This window comes from Blastococcus jejuensis (genome assembly GCF_039534705.1).
GTDB classification, from domain to species: domain Bacteria; phylum Actinomycetota; class Actinomycetes; order Mycobacteriales; family Geodermatophilaceae; genus Blastococcus_B; species Blastococcus_B jejuensis.
Window position 1 is genome coordinate 116,116 of sequence record NZ_BAAAVV010000009.1, and the last position, 23,558, is coordinate 139,673.

The 23,558-nt window shown below is 73.4% G+C and carries 25 protein-coding genes and 1 tRNA gene; 11 read left to right on the forward strand and 15 right to left on the reverse strand.

Going from position 1 to position 23,558, the window contains the following annotated elements; translation table 11 throughout:
- The first annotated feature begins 37 nt into the window (after positions 1 to 37).
- Both ABD644_RS17450 and ABD644_RS17455 read left to right on the forward strand, forming a co-directional pair.
- On the forward strand, positions 38 to 577 hold the full coding sequence (locus ABD644_RS17450) for a peptidylprolyl isomerase (protein WP_344690270.1): 540 nt from the start codon (positions 38 to 40) through the stop codon (positions 575 to 577).
- A gap of 104 nt (positions 578 to 681) precedes the next feature.
- Positions 682 to 1,446 carry a rhomboid family intramembrane serine protease gene (locus tag ABD644_RS17455; RefSeq protein ID WP_344690271.1) on the forward strand — a complete coding sequence of 255 codons (765 nt, stop codon included), beginning with the start codon at positions 682 to 684 and terminating at the stop codon, positions 1,444 to 1,446.
- On the opposite strand, the gene ABD644_RS17460 is transcribed toward ABD644_RS17455, so the two are convergent.
- Positions 1,443 to 1,859 (reverse strand): PH domain-containing protein, encoded by a 417-nt coding sequence (locus tag ABD644_RS17460; protein WP_344690273.1) that lies wholly within the window; start codon positions 1,857 to 1,859, stop codon positions 1,443 to 1,445. The genes ABD644_RS17455 and ABD644_RS17460 overlap by 4 nt on opposite strands.
- A gap of 100 nt (positions 1,860 to 1,959) precedes the next feature.
- On the opposite strand from ABD644_RS17460, the gene ABD644_RS17465 reads away from it, so the two are divergent.
- Positions 1,960 to 3,120, forward strand: coding sequence for a thiolase family protein (locus ABD644_RS17465; RefSeq protein WP_344690274.1), 1,161 nt, complete (start codon positions 1,960 to 1,962; stop codon positions 3,118 to 3,120).
- A 738-nt stretch (positions 3,121 to 3,858) separates the two neighbouring features.
- Here ABD644_RS17465 and crgA read toward each other — a convergent pair.
- Positions 3,859 to 4,131, reverse strand: coding sequence for a cell division protein CrgA (gene crgA / locus ABD644_RS17470; RefSeq protein WP_344690275.1), 273 nt, complete (start codon positions 4,129 to 4,131; stop codon positions 3,859 to 3,861).
- Between the two features lie 147 nt (positions 4,132 to 4,278).
- On the opposite strand from crgA, the gene ABD644_RS17475 reads away from it, so the two are divergent.
- Both ABD644_RS17475 and ABD644_RS17480 read left to right on the forward strand, forming a co-directional pair.
- The gene (locus ABD644_RS17475; RefSeq protein ID WP_344690276.1) at positions 4,279 to 5,028 is read left to right on the forward strand and encodes a DUF881 domain-containing protein; all 750 of its coding nucleotides are present in this window, start codon (positions 4,279 to 4,281) and stop codon (positions 5,026 to 5,028) included.
- Between the two features lie 54 nt (positions 5,029 to 5,082).
- Complete coding sequence (locus ABD644_RS17480) at positions 5,083 to 5,745, forward strand: aminodeoxychorismate/anthranilate synthase component II (RefSeq protein ID WP_344690277.1); 663 nt, start codon at positions 5,083 to 5,085, stop codon at positions 5,743 to 5,745.
- 15 nt (positions 5,746 to 5,760) lie between these two features.
- Here the strand turns inward: ABD644_RS17480 and pknB are convergent, their stop codons facing one another.
- The 7 genes from pknB to ABD644_RS17515 form a co-directional block, all read right to left on the reverse strand.
- Positions 5,761 to 7,518, reverse strand: coding sequence for a Stk1 family PASTA domain-containing Ser/Thr kinase (pknB, locus tag ABD644_RS17485; protein WP_344690278.1), 1,758 nt, complete (start codon positions 7,516 to 7,518; stop codon positions 5,761 to 5,763).
- Positions 7,519 to 7,690: 172 nt separating this feature from the next.
- Positions 7,691 to 9,415, reverse strand: coding sequence for a serine/threonine-protein kinase (locus ABD644_RS17490; RefSeq protein ID WP_344690279.1), 1,725 nt, complete (start codon positions 9,413 to 9,415; stop codon positions 7,691 to 7,693).
- Positions 9,415 to 10,860: a peptidoglycan D,D-transpeptidase FtsI family protein gene (locus ABD644_RS17495; RefSeq protein WP_344690280.1), complete on the reverse strand. Its 1,446-nt coding sequence runs from the start codon at positions 10,858 to 10,860 to the stop codon at positions 9,415 to 9,417. The genes ABD644_RS17490 and ABD644_RS17495 overlap by 1 nt, the downstream gene beginning before the upstream one ends.
- Positions 10,857 to 12,275, reverse strand: coding sequence for an FtsW/RodA/SpoVE family cell cycle protein (locus ABD644_RS17500; protein ID WP_344690281.1), 1,419 nt, complete (start codon positions 12,273 to 12,275; stop codon positions 10,857 to 10,859). Before ABD644_RS17500 ends, ABD644_RS17495 begins: the two co-directional genes overlap by 4 nt.
- Positions 12,272 to 13,714, reverse strand: a complete 1,443-nt coding sequence (locus tag ABD644_RS17505; RefSeq protein ID WP_344690282.1) for a PP2C family protein-serine/threonine phosphatase — start codon at positions 13,712 to 13,714, stop codon at positions 12,272 to 12,274. Before ABD644_RS17505 ends, ABD644_RS17500 begins: the two co-directional genes overlap by 4 nt.
- Positions 13,711 to 14,172: an FHA domain-containing protein FhaB/FipA gene (locus ABD644_RS17510; protein WP_344690283.1), complete on the reverse strand. Its 462-nt coding sequence runs from the start codon at positions 14,170 to 14,172 to the stop codon at positions 13,711 to 13,713. The genes ABD644_RS17505 and ABD644_RS17510 overlap by 4 nt, the downstream gene beginning before the upstream one ends.
- A gap of 64 nt (positions 14,173 to 14,236) precedes the next feature.
- Positions 14,237 to 15,067 (reverse strand): FHA domain-containing protein, encoded by an 831-nt coding sequence (locus ABD644_RS17515; RefSeq protein WP_344690284.1) that lies wholly within the window; start codon positions 15,065 to 15,067, stop codon positions 14,237 to 14,239.
- Between the two features lie 177 nt (positions 15,068 to 15,244).
- Between ABD644_RS17515 and ABD644_RS17520 the strand changes: the two genes are divergently transcribed.
- Positions 15,245 to 15,327 (forward strand) — tRNA-Leu (locus ABD644_RS17520).
- Positions 15,328 to 15,418: 91 nt separating this feature from the next.
- Here the strand turns inward: ABD644_RS17520 and ABD644_RS17525 are convergent.
- Positions 15,419 to 16,459, reverse strand: a complete 1,041-nt coding sequence (locus ABD644_RS17525) for a GGDEF domain-containing protein (protein ID WP_344690285.1) — start codon at positions 16,457 to 16,459, stop codon at positions 15,419 to 15,421.
- 174 nt (positions 16,460 to 16,633) lie between these two features.
- Here ABD644_RS17525 and ABD644_RS17530 point away from each other — a divergent pair, with 174 nt between their 5' ends.
- Complete coding sequence (locus ABD644_RS17530) at positions 16,634 to 17,959, forward strand: WS/DGAT domain-containing protein (protein WP_344690286.1); 1,326 nt, start codon at positions 16,634 to 16,636, stop codon at positions 17,957 to 17,959.
- Between the two features lie 12 nt (positions 17,960 to 17,971).
- Here the strand turns inward: ABD644_RS17530 and ABD644_RS17535 are convergent, their stop codons facing one another.
- The 3 genes from ABD644_RS17535 to ABD644_RS17545 form a co-directional block, all read right to left on the reverse strand.
- Positions 17,972 to 18,454, reverse strand: coding sequence for a DUF1707 SHOCT-like domain-containing protein (locus tag ABD644_RS17535; protein ID WP_344690287.1), 483 nt, complete (start codon positions 18,452 to 18,454; stop codon positions 17,972 to 17,974).
- 80 nt (positions 18,455 to 18,534) lie between these two features.
- Entirely contained in the window at positions 18,535 to 19,014 is a 480-nt protein-coding gene (locus ABD644_RS17540) for a pyridoxamine 5'-phosphate oxidase family protein (protein WP_344690288.1), read from the reverse strand.
- A gap of 100 nt (positions 19,015 to 19,114) precedes the next feature.
- Entirely contained in the window at positions 19,115 to 20,272 is a 1,158-nt protein-coding gene (locus tag ABD644_RS17545; RefSeq protein ID WP_344690290.1) for an acyl-CoA dehydrogenase family protein, read from the reverse strand.
- A gap of 79 nt (positions 20,273 to 20,351) precedes the next feature.
- On the opposite strand from ABD644_RS17545, the gene ABD644_RS17550 reads away from it, so the two are divergent.
- From ABD644_RS17550 to ABD644_RS17565, 4 genes are all read left to right on the forward strand, one after another.
- A complete protein-coding gene (locus ABD644_RS17550; protein WP_344690291.1) occupies positions 20,352 to 20,942 on the forward strand; it encodes a TetR/AcrR family transcriptional regulator in 591 nt (196 codons plus the stop codon).
- Positions 20,939 to 21,412 (forward strand): GNAT family N-acetyltransferase, encoded by a 474-nt coding sequence (locus tag ABD644_RS17555; protein WP_344690292.1) that lies wholly within the window; start codon positions 20,939 to 20,941, stop codon positions 21,410 to 21,412. The genes ABD644_RS17550 and ABD644_RS17555 overlap by 4 nt, the downstream gene beginning before the upstream one ends.
- Positions 21,413 to 21,514: 102 nt before the next feature.
- The gene (locus tag ABD644_RS17560; protein ID WP_344690293.1) at positions 21,515 to 22,150 is read left to right on the forward strand and encodes an RNA polymerase sigma factor; all 636 of its coding nucleotides are present in this window, start codon (positions 21,515 to 21,517) and stop codon (positions 22,148 to 22,150) included.
- Entirely contained in the window at positions 22,147 to 23,178 is a 1,032-nt protein-coding gene (locus ABD644_RS17565) for a hypothetical protein (RefSeq protein WP_344690294.1), read from the forward strand. The genes ABD644_RS17560 and ABD644_RS17565 overlap by 4 nt, the downstream gene beginning before the upstream one ends.
- Before the next feature lie 45 nt (positions 23,179 to 23,223).
- Here ABD644_RS17565 and ABD644_RS17570 read toward each other — a convergent pair whose 3' ends face one another.
- Both ABD644_RS17570 and ABD644_RS22730 read right to left on the reverse strand, forming a co-directional pair.
- On the reverse strand, positions 23,224 to 23,478 hold the full coding sequence (locus ABD644_RS17570; RefSeq protein WP_344690295.1) for an HNH endonuclease: 255 nt from the start codon (positions 23,476 to 23,478) through the stop codon (positions 23,224 to 23,226).
- Complete coding sequence (locus tag ABD644_RS22730) at positions 23,459 to 23,551, reverse strand: IS3 family transposase (RefSeq protein ID WP_425547417.1); 93 nt, start codon at positions 23,549 to 23,551, stop codon at positions 23,459 to 23,461. The genes ABD644_RS17570 and ABD644_RS22730 overlap by 20 nt, the downstream gene beginning before the upstream one ends.
- Positions 23,552 to 23,558 lie beyond the last annotated feature (7 nt).

Here is a 23,558-nt window from a genome sequence, read left to right on the forward strand (position 1 = left end):
TCGCCGCCGCCCCGACCCACGGTGGGAGAGTGGTGGGGTGACTGACGCATCGAACTCGCCGGCACGGCGTGCCGTCCTGCACACCAACCACGGTGACATCACCGTCGACCTGTTCCCCGACCACGCCCCGAAGACGGTCGCCAACTTCGCCGACCTGGCCGAGGGTCGTCGCGAGTGGACGCATCCGGAGACCCGCCAGAAGACCACCGACCCGCTGTACGACGGGACGATCTTCCACAGGATCATCTCCGGCTTCATGATCCAGGGCGGCGACCCGCTCGGGCAGGGCTTCGGCGGCCCGGGCTACCAGTTCGGCGACGAGTTCCACCCCGAGCTGTCCTTCGACCGCCCCTACCTGCTGGCCATGGCCAACGCGGGTCCGGGCACCAACGGGTCGCAGTTCTTCATCACCGTCGGCCCCACCCCGCACCTGAACCGCAAGCACTCGATCTTCGGTGAGGTGGCCGACCAGGCCTCCCGCGACGTCGTCGACCGGATCGCCGCAGTACCGACCGGCCGCAACGACCGACCCGTCGACGACGTGGTCATCGAGTCCGTCGAGGTCCAGCGCAGCTGACCGAGCACCAGCCGGCGCCCCCGACCACCACCTGCTACCGGCACCCCGATCGACCGACCGGGGTGTCCTGCGTGCGCTGCGGGCGGCCCATCTGCCACGAGTGCATGACGCCGGCCTCGGTGGGCTTCCAGTGCCCCGAGTGCATCCGGGAGGGGCGGGCCACCGTCCGGGCCCCCCGGCGCGGCAGCGGGTTGCGCGCGGCGGGGCGCCGGTGGGGTGCGGTCACCCTGACGCTGATCGCCGCCAACGTCGCCATGTTCCTGGTGACGGCGGTGTCCGCGGCGTCGGTCGGCAGTTCGCCGCTGGACAACTACCGGTCGCCCGTCTTCGACGCGCTCTCGCAGTGGCCCTACGGGGTCACGCTGTTCGGGGAGTGGTGGCGGATCGGCACCGCGGCGTTCCTGCACATCGGGCCGGTCCACCTGGTCATGAACATGCTGGCCCTGCTGGTCTTCGGTTCCGAACTGGAGCGCCAGCTCGGCCGCTGGCGCTTCCTCGCCCTCTACCTGCTCTCCGCCCTCGGGGGTGCGGTCGCCATCCAGCTGTTCGGCGACCCCCGCGCGGCCGTGGCTGGGGCCTCCACAGCGATCTACGGGCTGCTCGGGGGTCTCGGCGTGCTCATGGTGGCCCGCCGGCAGGACCTGCGCGGGTTGCTCACCCTGCTGGCCATCAACGTCATGATCAGCTTCCTGCCCGGCGTCTCGCTGCTCGGTCACCTCGGCGGGCTGGCGGCCGGCGCCGTCACGGCCGGCCTGCTGCTGCTCACCCGGCGCCGTGCCCAGGTGCAGGTCGTCGCGCTGGTGTGCCTGGCCGTCCTGCTGCTGGCGGTGGCCGTCGCCGTGCCGACGGTGGCGGTGCTGGACCTCTAGCGACCGGCGGTCGGGTCCAGCGCGCGCAGCTCGCGCGCCACCTGCTCGGGGTCCGCGCCGAGGTCCCGCCGGCCCAGGACGACCAGGACGCCGTCGTCGTCGGGTCCGGCAGCCGTGTCGAGTTCCAGCGTCCGGCCGCGGATCCCCAGCCGCCGGGTCTCCCGGACGCGCACGCGCAGCAGCGGCCACGGCAGGTGCCGCCAGGACGACCAGCCGCGCACGTGGACGCCGTCGGGACCGGCGGACAGGCGCGGGCGGGCCACGACGTCGCGGGCGACGAGGGCGAGCACGAGCACCGCGGCCGTGCCGAGCAGCACCTTGCCGGCCGCGTCCACGACGAGGACGGCGAGGCCGAGGCCCAGCCCGATGGCCGCGAGGGCACCGGTCTCGGCTGGGCGCGGGGACCACTGCACGCCCCCAGCCTGCCAGCTTGATCGGACGTCCTACGATCGAGTCGGGTGCAGGCCGCCGTGTCCTCCCCAGCTCGACCCGACATCGACGAGGAGTGGGTCCATGCGTGATGCCGTCATCTGTGCCGCCGTCCGTACGCCGGTGGGCAAGCGCGGGGGAGGGCTCTCCGGGGTCCACGCCGTCGACCTGTCCGCGCACGTGCTCAAGGCCCTCGCCGAGCGCTCCGGCATCGACCCGGCCGTCGTCGACGACGTGTTCTGGGGCTGCGTGAGCCAGGTGGGGGAGCAGACGTTCAACATCGGCCGGAACGCCCCGCTGGCGGCGGGCTGGCCGGAGACGGTGACGGGCACGACGATCGACCGGCAGTGCGGGTCCTCCCAGCAGGCCGTCGCCTTCGCGGCCGCGACCGTGATCAGCGGTCAGGCCGACGTCGTCGTCGCCGGTGGTGTCGAGTCGATGAGCCGGGTGCCGATGGGCTCCACCTACGGGGTCGAAGGCACGGGCACGCCGATGGGACCGACGTTCCTCGCCCGCTACGGCGGCGTCTTCCCGAACCAGGGGATCGGCGCGGAGATGATCGCCGAGCGCTGGGGCTTCTCCCGCACCCAGCTCGACGAGTTCTCGCTCGCCTCGCACGAGAAGGCGGCCAAGGCGCAGGCCGACGGCGCCTTCGACGAGGAGATCGCCCCGGTGACCACGCCGGACGGCACGGTGGTCAGCGCCGATGAGGGCATCCGCCCCGGGGGCACGCTGGAGAAGCTGGGCTCGCTGAAGACCCCCTTCAAGGAGGACGGCGTCATCAGCGCCGGCAACGCCAGCCAGATCTCCGACGGGTCGGCGGCCCTGCTCGTCACCACCAGCGAGAAGGCGGCCGAGCTCGGCCTGCGACCGATCGTGCGCGTGCACACCACGGTCATGGCCGGCGACGACCCGGTCATCATGCTGACCGCGCCGATCCCGGCCACCCAGAAGGTGCTCGCCCGTTCGGGTCTCTCGATCGACGACATCGGCATCTACGAGGTCAACGAGGCGTTCGCCCCGGTGCCGCTGGCGTGGATGGCCGATGTCGGCGCGGACGCGTCCCGGCTCAACCCCAACGGTGGCGCGATCGCCCTGGGCCACCCGCTGGGCGGCTCGGGCGCGCGGATCATGACCACGCTCATCCACCGCATGCAGGCGACCGGCACCCGCTACGGGCTGCAGACGATGTGCGAGGGCGGCGGCATGGCCAACGCCACCATCCTGGAGCTGCTCTCCGCCTGATCCCGCGCGTCCACAGCCCCCGACTCCACGACGGAGTCGGGGGCTGTCGGCATTTCTGTGGGGCGACGTCCGGTACCGCGGCAGGGTGCGTAGTGCCGCGGTGCGCCGCGGCCGCAGTGACCACACGGCGGCACCCGGCGGGGGACGGCGAGGAAGGTGAGGAAGGTGAGGAAGGCGAGCCGCCCTGCGAGGTTGTCGTGCCGAGTGGGCCCGGAGGGTCCGCGCAGGCACGACAGGAAGGGCTCCACGCAGGAAGGGGACGGCACCTGGCCGCGGTGTCGTCCGGAGGACGACGAAGCCATAGCGGACCAGTCCGTCCGGAAGTCGTTTCCCACAGTCACCGCCACGCGTGTAGGCGCAGGTCAGCAGGGGTACGACGGGTCAGCGGCCCGCCCATCGGCGAGCGCTCCCGGGTCACCGCATGTCGACACATCCACAGCTGGGTACACAGCTGGGGACAGACTCACACGGGTGTAGTTACCTGCGTGGAGGTGTCGTCACATCCGTCCCACGGGACGCGTCGTCGCAGGTCAGCAGGGTGCGGACCCGTTCCGTCTCTCCACACTCGGTGGACAACCCTGGGGGTGGAGCGCCAAGTCGACCTGTGGACGAAGCGCTCGGCTGTGCACAGTCCCCGCGGGCCGCGACGACAGAGGCCCCCGTCCCCAGTGGGGACGAGGGCCTCGGGTAGTGCTTGCTGCTGGGTCCCGCCACCGGCGGGGACGGAAGGGGCCGTCGTCAGCGCCAGCGCATCGACATGATCAGGCCGGCCACCATGGCTCCGAAACCGATCGCGAAGTTCCAGGCCTCCAGCGTCACCATCAGGGGGATGCGGTCGCCGGCCACGTAGTAGACGACGATCCACAGCAGCCCGACGAGCATCAGCCCGATCATCAGGGGCGCGAACCAGCGCGGGCTGGGCTGGGCGGCCTTCGCCTGGCTGGACCGGGACTGCAGCACGCCCTCCGGCGGGGTGTAGACCGACTTCTTGCGCACCTTGGACTTGGGCACCGCGCGAACTCCCTCCGGGGGGCCGGGCGTCGTCCCCGGCCGCAAACTCTCCCCAGCCTAAGCTTCTCCGACGACGGAAGCCCGCCGCCACGGTGGCGGCATCCCCCGGTGGGGGTCGGCAGGCCCCTCGAGCCCCAGGAGGTGACCGTGGCGCGATCGCTGTTCCGTGGTCGGCGTCCCTCCGCGTGGAGCGCCCTGGTGCCGGTCGTCGCGGTGGCCGCCGGGCTGCTGTTCGCCACCTCCGGGCGCACGGCTCTGGGCACGGACCTGCGGGCCGGGGAGGTCGCCGACCTCTCCCAGCTCATCGAGCAGCGCGACGACGCGCTCGCCGTCCAGCGCGAGCAGTTGGCCGACCTCGAGAGCCAGGTCCAGCGCTTGACCGAGCAGGCGGGCTCCCGCGACGGCGCGGTCGCCGCTGCGCAGGACGAGGGCCGGCACGGGGAGCTGTCGGCCGGGCTGGTCCCCCTCGCCGGGCGCGGGCTGGTCATCACGCTCGACGACGCGCCGTCGCGTCCCGACGGCAGCCTGCCCACGGGCGCGCGCCCCGACGACCTGGTGATCCACCAGTCCGACGTGCAGGCGGTGGTGAACGCCCTGTGGGCCGCCGCGGCCGACGGTGTGGCGATCATGGACCAGCGGCTGATCGCCACCAGTGCCGTCCGGTGCGTCGGCAACACCCTGCTGCTGCAGGGACGCACCTACTCGCCGCCCTTCGTCATCATGGCGATCGTCGACGCCGATGCCGCGCGCTCCCAGCTCGCCGCCTCGCCCCAGGTGGCCGTGTTCGAGCAGGCCGTGGAGGCGTTCGGACTCACCTTCGAGGTCATCGAGCAACCCGAGGTCAGGGTGCCCGCCTACGATGGGCCGCTGGCCATGGAGTACGCCAGGGCCCAGTGACGGGGCCCGCTGAGCCACGGCCGCTGAGGCAGGCACCGACCCGGGAGTTTCGTTGTGAGCCAGACAGCCGGCCGCCCGGTGCTCGTCGTCGACAACTTCGACAGCTTCGTCTACAACCTCGTCCAGTACCTCGGCCAGCTGGGCGTCCGGTGCGTCGTGCGCCGCAACGACGCCGTGACGGTCGAGGAGCTCGCCGACCTGGACGTCGCCGGGGTGCTGCTCTCCCCCGGCCCCGGGACCCCGAAGGCTGCCGGGGTGACCGTGCCGATGGTGCGCGCCGCCGCAGAGGCCGGCACGCCGGTGCTGGGGGTCTGCCTGGGCCACCAGGCCATCGCCGAGGCCTTCGGCGCGGTCGTCGTGCGCGCTCCGGAGCTGCTGCACGGCAAGACCAGCGAGGTGCTGCACGAGGGGGCCGGTGTCCTGGCGGGGCTGCCCTCACCGTTCACCGCGACCCGCTACCACTCCCTCGCGGTCGACCCGGCCACCGTGCCCGACGAGCTCGAGGTCACCGGGCGGACGTCGTCGGGGATCGTCATGGCGCTGCGGCACCGCGAGCTGCCGATCGAGGGCGTGCAGTTCCACCCGGAATCGGTGCTCACCGAGGGTGGCCACCGCATGCTGGCCACCTGGCTGGAGACGTGCGGCCTCGCCCCCGACCCCGCTGCGGTGGCCAGTGCCGAGGCCGCCGTGCAGCGCCTCTCGGCGTCGACCGCCTAGAGGCGGTCCCCCGGTTCAGCCGCCGGCGGGCGTCACGCTCGGGGTGCTGATCGGCGGAGTGGTGGTCGGGGTCGTCGTCTCGGGCGGCACCCCGACCGCCACGAGCAGGTTGATCGTGTCGCCGGCGGCCACCGGGGTGTTGGCGCCCGGCTCGGTGCCGACGACGGTGCCCGGGGCGACGTCGTCGCGCTCCACGTTGGACGTGGTGATCTGGTTGGCCGAGAACCCGGCACCGGTGAGGGTCGCGCGGGCGGCCTCCTCGCTCTGACCGGAGACGTCGGGCAGCGGGAGGGTGCCGCTGGAGATCTCCAGCGTGATCGTGCCGTCCGGCGGCGCCTGCGATCCCTGCGCGGGGGTGACCGAGACGACCCGGCCCTCCTCGACGAGGGAGTCGACCTCGCGGATGTTGATGTTTCCCGTGAAGCCCGCGGCCTCGAGGTTGTCGACGGCCTCCTGCTCGAGCAGGTTCACCACGTTCGGGACGGCCAGGGTGTCCGGGCCGGCGCCGACGACCAGGTCGACCTCGCTGCCCTCGTCGACCTGGGCGCCGCTGGCCGGCGTGGACTCGAGGACCTGCCCCGCCTGCTCCTCGGAGCTGGCGCGCGTGCTGATGTCGCCGACCTCGAGCCCGGCGCCCGTGATGGCCGCCTCGGCGTCGGCCTGCGGCATGCCGACCAGCTGGGGGACGGCGACCTGCTGCACCGTCGGTGACGTCGGCTCGTCGTCACCGCTGAGCAGCACCGCGGCGAGGATCGCTCCGCCGACCAGCAGCACGGCGAGAACCGAGACGATCGCGATGATCCGGCGCTTGCGGCGGCGGGCCTCCTCGTCGTCCCAGTCCTCGTCGTCCCGGTCGTAGCCGTAGCCGCCGACCGGGCCGCCGATGATCGCCGTCTTCTCGGCGTCGCCCATCACGGGGGTGGCCTCGACCCGCTGGCCGGCCAGCGCCCGCAGGAGGTCGCTGCGCATGTCGGCGGCCGACTGGTAGCGGTTGGCCGGGTTCTTGCTCATCGCCTTGAGCAGGATCGCGTCGAGCTCGGCCGGGACGCGCGGGTTGATCGACGACGGCAGCCGCGGGTCCTCGCGGACGTGCTGGTAGGCCACCGCCACCGGGGAGTCGCCGGTGAACGGGGGCGCGCCGGTGACGAGCTCGTAGAGCAGGCAGCCCAGGGAGTAGACGTCGGACCGGGCGTCGACGCCCTCGCCGCGGGCCTGCTCGGGCGAGAGGTACTGGGCGGTGCCGATGACGGCGGCGGTGGAGGTCATCGTGGCGGCCGAGTCGGAGACCGCGCGGGCGATGCCGAAGTCCATGACCTTGACCGAGCCCTGGGGCGTGATCATCACGTTCCCGGGCTTCACGTCGCGGTGCACGATGCCGTTGCGGTGGCTGAAGTCCAGGGCGCCGCAGATGTCGGCGGCCAGGCTCATCGCCCGCTCGGGGGGCAGCGGGCCCTCCCGGCGCAGCACGTCGCGCAGCGTCTCGCCCTCGACGTACTCCATGACGATGTAGGGGGTCGCGCCGGTGGGGGTGCGGTCCTCGCCGGTGTCGTAGACGGCGACGATCGCCGGGTGGTTCAGCGACGCGGCGGCCTGCGCCTCGCGGCGGAAGCGCACCTGGAAGGACGGGTCGCGGGCCAGGTCGCTGCGCAGCACCTTGACGGCGACCTCGCGGCCCAGACGCAGGTCACGGCCGCGGTGCACCTCCGCCATGCCGCCGCGGCCGAGCACGCCACCGATCTCGTAGCGCTCCCCGAGCACCTGCGGCGTGGTCATCGACGGTCCTCTCGGGCGGGGCGGTGCGTCGTCCGGGCGCGGGCCGCGCCGAGCAGCCGGGCTGCGGGGCCGATCGGCCCGCGGCCCAGGGGCAGTCCGACGGTCGGGACCGCGCCGTCCGGGAGCCTAACCATCTGCGACCCGGAATCCCGGGCGCCACGGTGGAACGGGATCACTCGGGCCCACCCGGACCAGTGGCACCAGCGGCGGGATCCTCGGGCGGCGTCGTAGACGTCGTCGTCGTGTCCGTGGCGGTCGTGCCGCTGAGCGTCGGCGACCCGGTGTCGCTGGGCGACGACTCGGTCGTCGTGGGGGGCGCCGACGTCGTGGTGGGCACGCTGGACGTCGTCTCCGGGCTGCTGCTCGTCGTGGGAGCGGTGGTCTCCGGGGCGGTGGTCTCCCCGCCGTCGTCGTCGTCGCCCTCGGGCACCACGTAGAGCGTCACGGCAGCCGTCGTCGGCACGTCGGCCCCCGACGGGTCGATGTCGGCGACCTCCCCGGCGTCGAGCTCCTCGGCGAACTGCTCGGAGGCCTCGGCGACCGTCGCGTCCGACGCATCCGCCTGGCGGACGGTGAACCCCTCGCCCTCGAGCTCGGCCTGCACCTCGTCGGCGTCGCGGCCCACGTAGGCGGCCAGGTCGATGGTGAACGCGGTGGCGGTGCTCTCCGCCGACGTGGTCGAGCCCGAGCGCCCGTCGTCGCCGCCGTCGCCGGCCGGGCCGAACAGGAACCAGGCACCACCGGCGAGCAGGAGCACCAGCACGGCGGCGGCCGCGATCCACAGGGCGCGGCGACTCCGGCCGGACGGCGGTTCGTCGTCCTCGGGGCCCCAGTAGTCGTCGGGCGGAGCCTGCAGCGGGGGCATGGGGCCGGCCGGGCCGGTCGGCGGGGGGGCGGCGCGGGAGGCCGGGCCCATGGGCGGGGACGCTGCGCCGGCGGCCCCGGCCGCCAGCGCGGCGGCGGTGGCGGCGCCGAAGACCTGGGTCCGGCCGTCGGCCAGCGCGTCCCCGCCGACCGCGGGGGCGGGTGCCGTGGCCGGCGCCCCGGCGGCCGCCAGCGACCCACCCGCGGCGACGCGGCGGATCGCCTCGGCGAACGCCCCGCCGTCGGGGAACCGATCGGCGGGGTCCTTGGCCAGCGCCCGCTCGACGAGCAGCCGCACGGCGGGAGGCACGTGCGCCGGGAGCGGTGGCGGGGGCCGGTTGATGTGCGCCAGGGCGATGGCCACCTGCGAGGCGCCGTCGAACGGGCGGACGCCGGCCAGGCACTCGTAGGCGACGACGCCGAGCGAGTAGACGTCGGAGGCGGCGGTGACCTCCATGCCCTGGGCCTGCTCGGGGGACAGGTACTGGGCGGTGCCCACGACCATGCCGGTGCGGGTGAGCGGCGTGGCGTCGCGGGCCTGGGCGATGCCGAAGTCGGTCAGCTTGACCACGCCGTCGGGGCGGACCATGAGGTTGCCGGGCTTGATGTCGCGGTGGACGACGCCCGCACGGTGGGCGGCCGACAGCCCGTCGGCGGACTGGCTGAGGACGTGCAGCGTCCAGTCGACCGGCAGCTGCCCCTCGTCGTGCAGGATCGTCACGAGCGGCTGGCCCTCGACGAACTCCATGACCAGGAAGGCCAGCTGCTGGGTGCCGGACTCGTCGACGGTCTCGCCGTAGTCGTAGACCGAGGCGATGTTCGGGTGCGTCAGCCCGGCGGTGTGGCGGGCCTCGTTGCGGAAGCGGGCCAGGAAGCTCGGGTCGCCGGTGTACTCGCTGCGCAGCACCTTCGCGGCGACGACGCGGTCGAGGACCCGGTCGCGCGCCTTCCACACCTCGCCCATGCCGCCGGTGGCGATGGGTGCGGTGATCTCGTAACGGTCGGCCAGCAGGGCGCCGGTGGAGAGCGCCATCAGCCTCCCTGCCCTTCCAGATAGGCCTGCATGACCTGACGGGCGATCGGTGCGGACACGTCCCCGCCCGTCCCGCCACCATTGGCGACGAACACGGCCACGGCGATCGTCGGGTCATCGGCCGGTGCGAAGCCGATGAACCAGTTGTGGTCGGGAACGTCCTCCCGCACCTGTGCTGTTCCCGTCTTCCCGGCGACCTGAACCCCGGGGATCTGCGCGGCGCGTCCCGAGCCGTTGTCGACGACGCTGCGCATCATCTCGGTCAGCTGCCCGGCGACGTCCTCGGAGACGGGCTCGCTGAACACCTCGGGGTCGGTCTGGTCCAGCACCGACAGGTCCGGGGCCCGCACCTGGTCGACGAGGTAGGGCGTCATCAGGGTGCCGTCGTTGGCCACCGCGGCGGCGACCATCGCTGCCTGGAGCGGGGTCATGCGGACGTCGCGCTGCCCGATCGAGGTCTGCCCGAGGGCGGCCTCGCTCTCGATGTCGCCGATGCCGCTGGGCTCGACGCGGAGCGGGATGTCGAAGCTCTCGCCGTCCAGCCCGAACGCCTCGGACATCTCCCGGATCCGGTCCTCGCCGAGGTCGATGCCCAGCTGGGCGAACGCGGTGTTGCACGAGATGGTCAGCGCCCGGATCAGCTGCTGCTCGCCGCTGGGGTCGCAGATGCTGCCGTTGAAGTTCTCCAGCGTGGTGGAGGTGTTCGGCAGGGTGAGCACGTCCGGCGCGGGGATCACCGTGTCGGGCCGGTAGCCGTCCTCGAGCGCGGCGGCCGACACGATCACCTTGAACAGCGACCCAGGCGGGTAGTTGTCGGCGATGGCCCGGTTCAGCCGCGGGTCGGGGGACTGCTGCTCGAGGGAGTCCCAGTAGGCGCGGATGGCGTCCGGGTCGTGGCTGGACAGCTGCGTCGGGTCGTAGGTGGGCGTGCTGGCCATGCCCAGGACCGCCCCGGTGGAGGGGTCCAGGGCCACGACCGCGCCGGTCACGCCCTCGAGGCCCGCCATGGCGGCCTGCTGCACGGCCGGGTCGAGGGTGAGGACGACGTCGCCGCCGGAGGGGTCGCGGCCGGTGAACAGGTCGGCCAGCCGGCGGACGAACAGCCGCGAGTCGGACCCGGCGAGCAGGTCGTTCTCGGCGCGTTCGATGCCCGTGCGGCTGTAGATCAGCGAGTAGTAGCCGGTGACCGCCGCGTAGAGCGGGCCCTGCGGGTACTGGCGCAGATAGGCGAGCCGGTCGCCGGTGGGCACGGACTCGGCGACGTTGGTGCCGCCGACGACGATCGCGCCGCGCTCCCGGTCGTACTCCTCGGCCAGGACGCGGGTGTTGCTGGCGTTGTTGCGCAGCTTCTCGGAGCGGACGACCTGGATGTAGTTGACGTTGATGATCAGCAGCGTGAACAGGACGAGCACACTGATAGCGACCCGGCGCAGCGGTGCGTTCACTGCTTCACGACCTCGGTCGGCGCGTCGCCGAGCCGGGGCGGCGGGGCCGCCTGCGGGGCGGCCGGCCGGCGCGCGGCGTCGCTGATGCGGACCAGCACCGCGACCAGCACGAAGTTGGCGACCAGCGAGGAACCGCCGTAGGCGAGGAACGGCGTCGTCAGGCCGGTGAGCGGCAGCAGCCCGGTCACCCCGCCGAGGACGACGAAGACCTGCCAGGCGACGGCGAACGCGAGCCCGGCTGCCAGCAGCTTGCCGAAGGCGTCCCGGACGATCAGCGAGGTGCGCAGGCCGCGCTCGACCAGGATCAGGTAGACGACGATCACCGCGACCAGGCCGAACAGGCCGAGCTCCTCGCCGATGGCCGAGGCGATGAAGTCGCTCTTCGCCACCGGCACCTGGTCCGGCCGCCCGCCACCCAGGCCGGTGCCGAACAGCCCGCCGGTGCCCAGGCCGAACAGCGACTGGACCAGCTGGTAGCCGGCGCCGTCCTGGTAGGCGAACGGGTCCAGCCAGGTGTCCACGCGGGCCTGGACGTGGCCGAAGATCTGGTAGGCGATCATCGCGCCGCCGGCGAACAGGCCGACCCCGATGAGCAGCCAGCTGGACCGCTCCGTGGCGACGTAGAGCATCACCACGAAGATGCCGAACAGCAGCAGCGAGCTGCCGAGGTCGCGCTCGAAGACCAGCACCAGGATCGACAGCACCCACGCCACCAGCACCGGGCCGAGGTCGCGCCCGCGCGGGAGCTCCACGCCCATCACCTTGCGGCTGGCCAGTGCCAGCACGTCGCGCTTGTCGACCAGGTAGGCGGCGAAGAAGACGACCAGGCAGATCTTGGCGAACTCGCCGGGCTGGATGGAGAAGCCGGCGACCCGGATCCAGATCTTGGCGCCGTTGACCTCGGAGATGCTCGCGGGCAGGACCGCCGGCAGGGCGAGCAGGGCCAGACCCGCCAGCGCCAGGGTGTAGGCGAAGCGGGACAGCGTGCGGTGGTCGCGGACGACGATCAGCAGCCCGATGAACAGGGCGACACCGAGGGTGGCCCAGATGAGCTGGACCGGGGCGTCCTCGCGGGTGATCTGGCTGTCGATCTGCTCGGCGGCGAGGTCCAGCCGGTGGATCACCGCCAGGCCGAGGCCGACCAGCAGCGCGACCGTCGGCAGCAGCAGCGGATCGGCGTACGGGGCGAACCGGCGGACGACGAGGTGCGCGGCGACCCACAACAGGGTGATCCAGATGCTGAACGTGGCCATCTCGGCGCGCAGCGACCCGGTGACGGTGAGATCGACGATGCACTGGGCGGCGACGGTGATCAGGACGGCGAAGCCGAGCAGGGCGGCCTCGGTGCCGCGCCGCTTGGGTGGGGCGGCACCGGCCGCGGTCACCCGCGGATCGGTGCTGGGCCCGAGCGTCACTTGGCCTCCCGGCAGTTCACCCCCGGCACGGACGACGACGTCGTCCGGGCCGACGTCGACGGTGTTGACGCCGACGGTGCGGGAGTCGTCTCCGAGGCCGTCGCGCCGCCGGGCTCGGTCGTCGTCGGCCCGGCGGCCGTACCGCTGCTCGGGGGCACCGTCGGACGGGACGGCGAGGTCGTGGTGGTCTCGTCCTCGGCGGACTTGCCCCCGGTGGCGCTCGGGCACAGCGGGAGGCGCTGGTCACGCAGCGCGGCCAGGATGCGCGCCGCGTCGTCGGCGTCGTCGGCGGTGATGCCACCGCGCACCCGGCTGCGGGCCGCGGGGGTGAGGTCCATGACCGCCAGATCGGTGGCGTCGTCGACCTCGAACAGGTCGAAGCCCACGATCGAGACGTCGAGGCCGCGGAAGACGGCGACGTGCTCGCTGTCCCCCGTGCCCTCCACACCCACGAACCAGTGCTGGAGCGCCCAGGCATAGGTACCGATCGACCCCGCCACGAGCAGCGCGAGGACGGTCACCGCCACGAGGATGAGGCGCAGCGGGCGGCGGCGGGCGGAGGGGCCACCGCCCGTCGGCGGTGTGGGCGGGGGCGGCGGAGGGGGCGGCGGGTCGGCCAGGGCCGCGCGCCCGGCCGCGGACCGTGCGTCGACCTGGCGCTGGCCGACGTTGCCGCCCGCGGCGCCGTCGATGACCGGCTCGATCAGGGACGGGCCGCGCCCGCCGTCCTCGACGACGTCGGCCACGATCACCGTGACGTTGTCAGGGCCGCCGCTGCGCAGCGCGAGCTCGATGAGCCGGTCGGCCGTCGACTGCGGGTCGGGGTCGAGCAGGGCCTCGGCGAGGGTCTCCTCGCTGACCACACCCGACAGGCCGTCGGAGCAGAGCAGGTAGCGGTCGCCGGCGCGGGCCTCGCGCATCGACAGGTCGGGGTCGACGTCCTGACCGTTGAGGGCGCGCAGCAGCAGCGAGCGCTGCGGGTGGCTGTTGGCCTCTTCCTGCGTGATCCGGCCGTCGTCGATCAGCGTCTGGACGAACGTGTCGTCGTGGGTGATCTGGCTGAGCTGACCGTCGCGCAGCAGGTAGGCGCGGGAGTCGCCGACATGGCACAGCGCCAGCCGGCCGCCGGCGAAGAGGATCGCGGTGAGCGTCGTCCCCATGCCCTCGAGCTGGGGCGACTCGCGGATCACCTCGCGCAGGTGCTCGCTGCCCTCGAAGACGGCCTCGCGCATCGCCTGCAGCATGTCGCCGCCCGGCACGTCGCCGTCGAGGTGCTCGAGGGCGGCGATGACGACCTTGCTGGCGACGTCGCCGGCCGCGTGCCCGCCCATCCCGTCGGCGACCGCCAGCAGCCGGGGCCCGGCGTAGACCGAGTCCTGGTTGTTGCCGCGGATGAGGCCGCGATCGGAGCGCGCCGCGTAGCGCAGCACGAGACTCATGAACGCAGCTCCAGCGCGGTCTGGCCGATGCGGATCGGCTGGCCTGGGGCGACCAGCAGCGGCCCCTGCACCCGCTGCTGGTCGAGGTACGTGCCGTTCGTCGAGCCGAGGTCCTCGACGTACCACTGGCCGCCCCGGTTGGTCAGGCGGGCGTGCCGGGAGCTGGCGAAGTCGTCGGTGAGGACGAGCGTCGAGTCGTCGGCCCGGCCGATCAGGATCGGCTGGTCACCGAGGGTGATCTTGGTGCCGCTCAGCGGGCCGGCGGTGACCACGAGGGTGCGTGGGCCCTTCTGGCCGCGCTTCTTCGTGGCCGCGGCCCGCGGCGGGACGGCGGTCACGCGCCCCGCGCGCCCGCCGAACAGGTCGGCGCGGACGACGCGGAAGGCGGCGAAGATGAACAGCCACAGCAGCAGCAGGAAGCCGAAGCGGAAGATCTGCACGACGATCTCGGGCGTCATCGCACGACCCCCGCGGAGTAGGGGCGTCGCGCGGGGAAGCTCGTGAGGAACCTCGTCAGGTTCCTCACGCGCCGTCCTGCCGGTAGACGAGCACCGAGTGACCGATGCGGATGACGTCGCCGTCGGCCAGGGCCTGCCGGCTGACCCGGCGGCCGTTGACCAGCGTGCCGTTGGTCGACCCGAGGTCCTCCACCGTCGCGGTGCCGCCGTCGAGGACGACGTCGACGTGCTTGCGGCTGACGCCGGTGTCGGGGAGCCGGATGTCGGCCTCGGTGCCGCGGCCGATCACGTTGCGCCCGGTGGTGAGCTCGTGGCGGGTGCCCGGGCCGTCGACCACGAGCACGTGCGTGATGCCCGGCTTGGAGCCGGCCCGCCCGACGAAGGCGGCCGGGCCCTGCTTGCCGGTGTCGCTGGCGACGCGCCCGCGCAGCGGGGGCAGCGGCGGGAGCGCGGGGTGACCGTTCAGCGGCGGCGCGGGCAGCGGGGGCGCCAGGGCGACGTCCTCGCGGGACGTCGGCCGGGCCGGGTCGGCCACGTGCGAGCTGACCTCGAAGACGCCGGTGGGCAGGTCGCCGTCGCGCTCGAGGCGGACCGAGACCGAGTCGAAGACCTGGTAGCCCTCGTCGTCGATGTGCTCGGAGACCATGTCGGCGAGCTCGGCGGCGAGCTGGTCGGACCACTGGCCCAGGTGCTCGAAATCGGTGGGGCCCAGCCGGACGACGTAGACGTTGGGCGCCAGCACGCGGCCCTCGCCCATCACGGAGCGCTGTTCGTCCGCCTCCCGCTGCAGGGCCTTGGCGATCTCGGCGGGGTGCACCTTGCCCTTGAAGATCCGGGCGAACGCCAGGCCGACCATGCCTTCGAGCCGTCGCTCGAAGCGCTGCAGCACACCCACAGTCGCTCCTTTGCGTTCGGCCGGACATACCGCTGTGCCATCGGTGATCGTAGCCGGGCCGCGCACCGCAGACTGCGATGGAACTCGCGACGCCCCGCATGATCTCCTGGATGACCGGCCAACGACCGCCCCCCCGGCCGGGTCACGCTCGGAGACTGTTACTCTCGGCGCTCGCCAGGGCAAGTGGCGGAATGGCAGACGCGCACGGTTCAGGTCCGTGTGTCCGAAAGGACGTGGGGGTTCAACTCCCCCCTTGCCCACACTCGAAGGGCGCCCCCAGGGGCGCCCTTCGTCGTTCGTGAGCCACCCGCTGGGGCCGGGCCGGCAGGTCCGGCGAGGGTGCGGGACCGGTCAGGCCGCGGCGACCGCCACGCGCCCGCGGCCGGCCCGCTTGGCCTCGTAGAGTGCCGCGTCGGCGGCGGCGTAGAGCGCGCGCAGATCGTCGGCGTGGGCCGGTGCGTGCGCCACCCCGAGGCTGACCGAGAGGGCCAGCAGGGTCCCGTCGGGGAGCAGCAGCGGCGCGGCCCGGACGGCGTCCAGCAGCTGCTCGGCCCGGCGCGCGGCGACCTCGGGTGGGCAGCCGGGCAGCAGGAGAGCGAGCTCGTCACCGCCCAGTCGGCTGACCACGGCGTCGCCGGACCGGAGGCAGCCGGTGATGACCGTGGCCAGGTGCACGAGCGTGTCGTCGCCCACCGGGTGCCCGTGCCGGTCGTTGATGGTCTTGAACTCGTCCACGTCGACCAGCACGAGCGCGTTGCCCTCGGCGGGCGTCGGGCCGGTGAGGGCCGCGGCGAGCGTCTCGTCGAAGGCCCGCCGGGTGACCAGGCCCGTGAGGGCGTCGACCGCCGCCTGCCGCTCCAGTTCGGCGACGAGCCGGTCCCGCGTCTGCCCGCTCCGGATGAGCAAGGCCGCCATCACGACCAGGGTCAGGCCGGAGAGGAGCAGGTCGGTGACCGCCGCGTCCAGCGGCTCCAGGACCAGGAGCACGACGGCGTCCCCGATCAGGGCGGTCGCCGTCACGAGCACGACCGCCGCGGTGCGCAGGTGGAACCCGGCGTAGAGGACGGCCAGCGCGAGGAAGAAGTGCGTCCCGATCGAGGTCCTGCCCATGAGGACGATGCACAGGCAGAGGTTGCTGGTGCCGAGGACGGCGAAGATCACGAAGACGCCGGCGCGGTCCAGCCGCTCGGGTGGGACCAGCGCGAACACGGGGGCGAAGACACCGCACACGATCGTGCTCGGCCAGATGACCGCCCGGATCTCCCGGGTGAAGACATCGGGACCCAGCACGGCGTACAGCCCGAGCACCACCGCGCACACCCCGAGGACGAGCGCGATCGTGTGCGCCGCCCCGCGGGGGTCCCGCGCTCGGAGTGCCGGATGGAGTGTCACGGACCAGGCATCGGCAGGTGACCGGGCGACCTCGAGCCGTCCCACCCGATCGGAGGGTGCCGCGGCGCCCACGGTCCCCCGCCGCCCGGTGCGACCCCCGTCGGGACGTCCGGCGCTCCCGTCGGGGGCGTTCGGCTCCTGGAGCTCCGGCCGGCGGGCGGGCAGTCTCGATCCGTGGTCGCTCGCGAGATGTCCCCGCAGGACAGCCTCTGGCTCGAGCTCGACCGGCCCAGCAATCTGATGGTGATCACCTCGCTGCTGTGGACGGCGACGCCGATCGACCCCGACCGGCTGCGCGCCCTGCTCCGGGAGCGGCTGCTCGCGCGCTATCCGGTCTTCCGCCAGCGGCCCGTGCTGCACGACGGCGTGCTGCGCTCGGGGTCGTGGGTGGACGACGACGACTTCGACCTCGACCGGCACCTCGTCGTCGGCACGGTGCCGGCGCCCGGCGACCAGGCGGCGCTGCAGGCCTTCGTCGGCGCGCAGCGCGGCACCCCGCTCGACCTGGCGCACCCGCTGTGGCGGGTCCACCTGCTGCAGGGTTACCGCGGCGGCAGTGCCCTGGTGCAGCGGTACCACCACGCCATGGCCGACGGCGTACGGCTCACGCAGGTGATGCTCGGACTGCTCGACCCGGTCGACGGCGAGGACGTGACGCTCAGCGCCCGGGTGGGCCGGCGGTCGCCCGTGACTCCCCTGCCCGAACCGGCCGGGAGCGGGATGAGCCTGCTCCGCACGCTCGGCAGCCTGGTCAAGATCGCGCTGTGGTCGAATCCCGACAGCGTCCTCGACGGCCGGCCCGGGGTCGCGAAGTCGGTGGCGTGGACGGAGCAGGTGCCGCTCGACGCTCTCAGCCGGATGGCCCACGCCACCGGCACGACGGTCAACGACGTGTGCACGACCCTGGTCGCCGGGGCCGTCTCCCGGTACCTGGACGACGCTCCGCTCGGTCGGCGGAGCATGCGCCCGGGCGACGACGACCTGGCCTGGATGGTGCCGGTGAACCTCCAGGCCGCCGACCGCGAGCCGCCGCCCGAGCTCGGCAACCACTTCGCGCTGGTGCTCGCCGTCCTCCCGCACGGCCCCGCCGGCTTCCGGGAGCGGTTGGCCGAGGTGCACCGCCGCATGGTGCGGATCCGGCAGTCCTGGGAGCCGGTGCTCACCTACGGGATGGCGTGGGGCATCGCGCGCAGCCCCTCGGTGCTGGGGACGGCGGCCAGCCGGTTCATGGCCGACAAGGCCGTGGGGGTGCTGACGAACGTGCCCGGCCCGCGCGAGCCGATGGCGATCGCCGGCGCGCGGGTGGAGGGGACGGTGGCGTGGGCGCCCTGCAGCGGCCATCAGGGCCTGACCGTCTGCATCTTCAGCTACGGGGGCGGCGTGACCTTCGGCTTCGGCACGGACGACGCCGTCCTGCCCGATCCGGACCTCCTGGTCGCGGCACTGGGAGCGGAGCTCGCGGCCGCCGAGCACGCCGTCCTGGGCTCAGCCGTGGGCTGAGGCTCCGGCTGTTCAGGCGCTCAGGTGGCGGTGCGGCCCGCACGTGCGGTCGTCATCGTCGTCGCCGCGGCCGGTGAGCGTCTGGGCGAGCAGGACGGCGCCCCAGGGGCCGATCACCCACACCGGCCAGAAGTAGATGAACTGCCAGTTCGCCAGCGACGTGACACCCCAGACGGTGAGCACGATCAGGCTGGTGGTCAGCCAGGCCCGCCAGGCGTGGTTCAGCTCCCAACCGCCGGCCCAGTGGCTCGCGGGACCGCACGCGCCCACGTGCGCCGGCTGAGCCGGGGCGACCGGCACGGGGGTCGAGCGGCTGAGGGGCGGGAGATCGGAGGTCAGCTCGTCGAGCTCGCCGTAGGTCTTGGCCGCGTAGGCCCGGCCGAGGCGCTCGTCGAACTCGGCGACGGTGAGCCGACCCGCGGACATGTGCTCGCCCAGCGCCTCGGCGACCGCGGCACGATCGGAATCGGCGGCGCGCAGGTGCGGCTCGGGCATCGGGCTCCTCCTCGGACGGGCGTTGCCAGTGTGAGCCGCGCCGGCCCGGGTCGTCCAGCCACCTCCACGATCGCGTCGCGTCAGGTCCGGCGGGTACGGGCCACCCCTCGTCCCGGCCGCCAGGAGGAGACGATCAGGGCGGACTTCTCGTCGTCGAGCGCGACGAGCACCGCCTGGTCGAGGTCGACGCGGTACAGGTCGAAGCCCATGTCGCCGGGCGGGATGCCCGCCGCCGCAGCGTAGGAACGTCGCTCGTCGGCGTCGGTGACCTGGGTGGCGCGGCCCGACAGCTTGGCGTCGGCATCGAAGCCCTCCGGGTCGGGGCTGCCGCTGTGCAGGGCGAACCGCGGGTCGCGCCGCAGGTCGGTGAACTTCACCGACCCCGGCATCCCGGCCAGCCATGGTTCGCCCGCGACGAAGTGCATCTCTATGCCGCTGATCCTCGGCGAGCCGTCGCGGCGCAGGGTGGCGAGGTACTTGTGCGCGTGCGCGTCGAAGGACCGGCGCACCCGGGCGGCGAGCTCTGGTTCCTCGGTCTCGAAGTCGCTGAAGGAGGCCATGGGGCACTCTGCACCCGGGCACCGACACCGCGGTGGCCGGCGCGCACCGTCCTCAGCGCGCACCGTCCTCAGCTGGCACCGTCCTCAGCGGGCGCCGTCCTCAGCGGCCGCCGGCCTCCTGGGCCAGCGACCGGCCGATGACCATCCGCTGGATCTGGTTGGTCCCCTCGAAGATCTGCATGACCTTGGCCTCGCGCATGTAGCGCTCCACCGGGAACTCCCGGGTGTAGCCCGCGCCGCCGAGCACCTGGACCGCGTCGGTGGTCACCTTCATCGCCGCGTCGGTGGCGACGAGCTTGGCGATGCTGGCCTGCCGCGAGTACGGCTTGCCGGCGTCCTTGCGGCGGGCCGCGACGAGGTAGGTGGCCCGCGCGGACTCGACCGCCGCCGCCATGTCGGCCAGCAGGAAGGCGACGCCCTGGTGGTCGATGATCGGCCGGCCGAACGCCTCACGCTCACCGGCGTAGCGGACGGCGACGTCGAGGGCCGACTGGGCCAGCCCGACGGCCACGGCGCTGATGCCGAGCCGGCCGGAGTCCAGCGCGCCCAGAGCGATGGCCATGCCGCGGCCGGGCTCGCCGACCAGGCGGTCGGCGGCGATCGGCACGTCGTCGAGCCGGAGCGACGCCGTCGTCGAGCCGGTCAGGCCCATCTTCTCCTCGGGCCGCGCGGCGCTGAACCCGGGCAGGTCCGGGGTGAGGTGGAAGCAGGAGATGCCCCGCTCGCCGTCGGCCGGGGTGCGCAGGAAGGTCGTGTAGAAGTCCGCGTGCCCGCCGTGGGTCACCCAGGCCTTCTCCCCGCGGGCCACCCAGCCGCCGTCGGAGGGCTGAGCGCTGGCGCGCATGGAGGCGACATCGGACCCGGCGTGGGCCTCGCTCAGCGAGTACGCGCCGAGGAGGCCGCCGCCGACCATCTCCGGCAGCAGGTCGCGCTTCTGCTCCTGGGTGCCGTACTGGGCGATGGGGGAGCACGCCAGGGTGTGGACGCTCACCCCGAGGGCCACGCTCGCCCACCGCGCCGACAGTTCCTCGAGTACCTGGAGGTAGACGGCGTAGGGCTGTCCACCGCCGCCGACCTCCTCGCTGAAGGGCAGCCCCAGCAGCCCGGCCTCGCCGAGCTTCGTGAAGATCTCCCGGGGGAACCGCTCCTCGCGCTCGTACTGCGCCGCGTGGGGGGCGAGCTCGGCGTCGGCCAGGTCGCGGGTGAGCGCGATGAGGTCGGCTGCCTCCTGGGAGGGCAGTTCACGATCGATCGGCACGGGACTCCTCGGCAGGCTGGACAGTACTGCGAACGGTACCGCAGTACTGTTGTCCGTCCGGTGGATCGGAGGGAGCGCGATGACGACGACCGCATCGGCCGCCGACGACGCGCTGACCCGGCGCCAGGCGGAGCTGCTGGACCAGTTGGAGGCGCTGTTCCTCGCCGAAGGGTTCTCCCGCTTCACCCTCGAGGATCTCGCCCTCCGCCTGCGCTGCTCCAAGAGCACGCTCTACGCGCTGGCCGGGAGCAAGGAACAGCTGGCCCACCGCGTCGTGAAGCACTTCTTCCGCAAGGCGACGGCGGCCGTCGAGGCCGACACCGTCACCGAGGTCGACCCCGCTCGCCGGGTCACCGCCTATCTCAGCGCCGTCGCCCGCGCCCTCGCCCCGGCCGGCCCGGCCTTCCATCGGGATCTCGACTCGTTCCCGCCCGGCCGCGAGGTCTACGAGCGCAACACCGCGATGGCCGCCGAGCGGGTGCGGGCGCTGATCGCCGACGGGGTGGCCCAGGGCCGCTTCCGCGAGGTCCACCCGTCCCTGATCGCCGACACGGTGACGACGCTGATGTTCCGCATCGGACGGGGGGACACCCAGCGGGCCACCGGCCTCGACGACGCGACCGCGTACCGCGAGCTGGCCGCGCTGCTCCTGCGGGGCATCGCGCTGTGACCGGCGTGCACGTGGAGCCGGCCGCCTGGGACGACGCGGACGTGCAACGGCTCACCGCGGCTCAGCAGGTCGAGCTCCGCGCGCGCTACGACGGCGCCGGCGAGCCCGGCACCCCGCCCTCGGCGGCCGACGTCAGCGTCGTGCTGGTCGCCCGGTCCGGCGACGGCACCGTGGTGGGCTGTGGCGCGCTGCGGCATCTTGGCGACGGCGTGGCCGAGCTGAAGCGGATGTACGTGCTGCCGGAGGCCCGTGGGCGCGGGGTGTCGAAGGTCGTCCTGTCCGAGCTCGAGGCCGCCGCCCACGCCCGTGGCTGGACCACCCTCCGGCTGGAGACCGGCCCCCGTCAGCCCGAAGCGGTCGGTCTCTACGAGAAGGCGGGCTACCGGCCGATCCCCGCCTTCGGCGCGTACGCGGGCTCGTCGGACGCTGCCGACTCCCTGTTCTACGAGCGGGTGCTCGCCGCCTCCTGAGCGCTGACGAGGTGCCCGCCGGCCCGGCGTGAACCCGAAACGGCGCTCCGGACATGAGCAGGTGTGACCAGATCACACTCCGCCGCCGCATCATCACCTCTCGTGAGCAGCGTCCTCGTGCCGATGGCCGACGGACCGCCCTCACCCGACCGTCCCCCGTCCCTGCACGCGCTCCCGTCGGGGCCCGGCGACACCGAGCTGATCGCGCGCTCGGTCGCCGAGCCCGAGCAGTTCGCCGCCTTGTTCGACCGGCACGCCGCGGCCGTGCACCGCTACCTGGGTCGTCGGGTCGGCGAACTGGCCGACGACCTGCTCAGCGAGACGTTCCTGATCGCGTTCCGACGGCGGACGGCCTACCGGCCCGAGCGGGTCGACGTCCGACCGTGGCTGCTCGGCATCGCGACCAATCTGGTGCACGCCCACGCGCGCGCCGAACGACGCCGCTACCGCGCCCTGGCGCGCACGGGAGCCGACCCGGCGGCGGCGCACGCCTCCGATGACGTGCACGCCCGCGTCGACGCGGAGGCATTGCGCGGCCCGCTGGCCGCCGCCCTGGCCGGCCTCGCAGGGCGCGACCGCGACGTGCTGCTGCTCTTCGCCTGGGGGCAGCTCGGCTACGAGGAGATCGCCGTAGCCCTCGACGTCCCCATCGGGACGGTGCGGTCGCGGCTCAACCGCGCGCGCCGGCAGACCCGCGCCGTCCTCGCCCCCGCCTACACCTCCGAGGTGGACCGATGAACGAGATCACGCTGCTCCGTGAGGCCGGCCCCCAGGCGCCGCCGCTGACCGCCGCTGCCAGGTCGGCCGCTCGCGCCGCCCTGCTCGCGGAGATCGAGGCCTCGGACTCCGGACGGCGGAGGTTCCGCCTCCCCAGCCCCAAGGCCCGGTGGCGCATCGGCCTCGCCGTCACCACCGCCGCGGCCGCCTGGACCGCAGCCGTCGTCGTCGGCGCCCCGGACGAGCCAGGCCCGCCGCCGACGGGCGTCACGCTGGTGGCCTTCGAACCGCCGGTCTTCCCGCTGTCCGTGGTTCCCGTACCCCCCGGACTCACGCCGACGTTCAGTGCGGACCCCGGGGGCATCCTGCAGGCGCGCTACGGGACCGGGGACGGCGGATCGAGTTTCGGGATCCAGGTCAGCCCTGAGGAGCCGGAGCAGTACGACGTGACCGGCACCGACGAGGTCACCATCGGCGACCGCGAGGCCGAGCTGGTCTCCGGCGTGGATCTGGTGTGCGGCGGTCCCGGACCCGAGTGCGTCGACGTCGAGCGTCCCTACGTCCACCTGGTGGTGCAGTGGCGCGACGACCTCTGGGTGCAGGTGAGCGGCCAGGGCCGGTACGACGACGGCGATCGGCTGGTGGCCCTCGCCCGGGCCCTCGTGGACGAGCCTCAGCCCGTCCCCCTGCAGGTGCACCTCGCCCCGGCCGGTTGGTCGGTGCTCGCCTACAAGGACGACCGCATCCTCACCCTGGTCGACGACGCCTACGAGCAGCAGACGCTGAACGTCCATCTCCCGCTGCCGGAGGACGTCATCCCCGCCGACCGGTTGCTCAGCGAGCTGATGGGGCCGGTGGGTCCGGTGATCGACGTGACGGTGCACGACCGGCCGGCGCACCTCGTGCAGATCGGCGGCGGGCCGCTGGACAGCGGATGGTTCCTGCAGGCCCAGTTCCCGGACGGCACGACGTTCGTCGTGCAGGCGCCAGCAGCGTTCACGCAGGACGAGGTGATCCGGTTCGCCGGTGAGGTGACCCACTCTCGGTGAGGTGCGCGGCGCCGGTCGGTGAGTGGCCGACCGGCGCCGCGTCGGTCAGGGGGGTGCCCGGAGGGCGGCGGCGGTCGCTCGGACGACGATCTCCGTGCCGTTGGGCCGGTAGGTGTGCCAGGTGGCGGTGCCGGCGTCGCGGGCGATCGTGAAGCCGCCCTCGTGGACGGCGGTGTGGTGCCGTTCGCAGAGTAAGGCGCCGTTCTCGCACGAGGTCGGCCCGCCGTAGACCCAGTGCTGGACATGATGGACGTTGGGCTTGCCCGGGTTCGGCGGACGGCTAGGCGGCGAGCTTGGCATAGCTGATGGGGCTGCGATAGCCGAGGGCCGAGTGGAGCCGATGGTTGTTGTAGTCCCAGATGTAGTCGAACAGTCGGGAG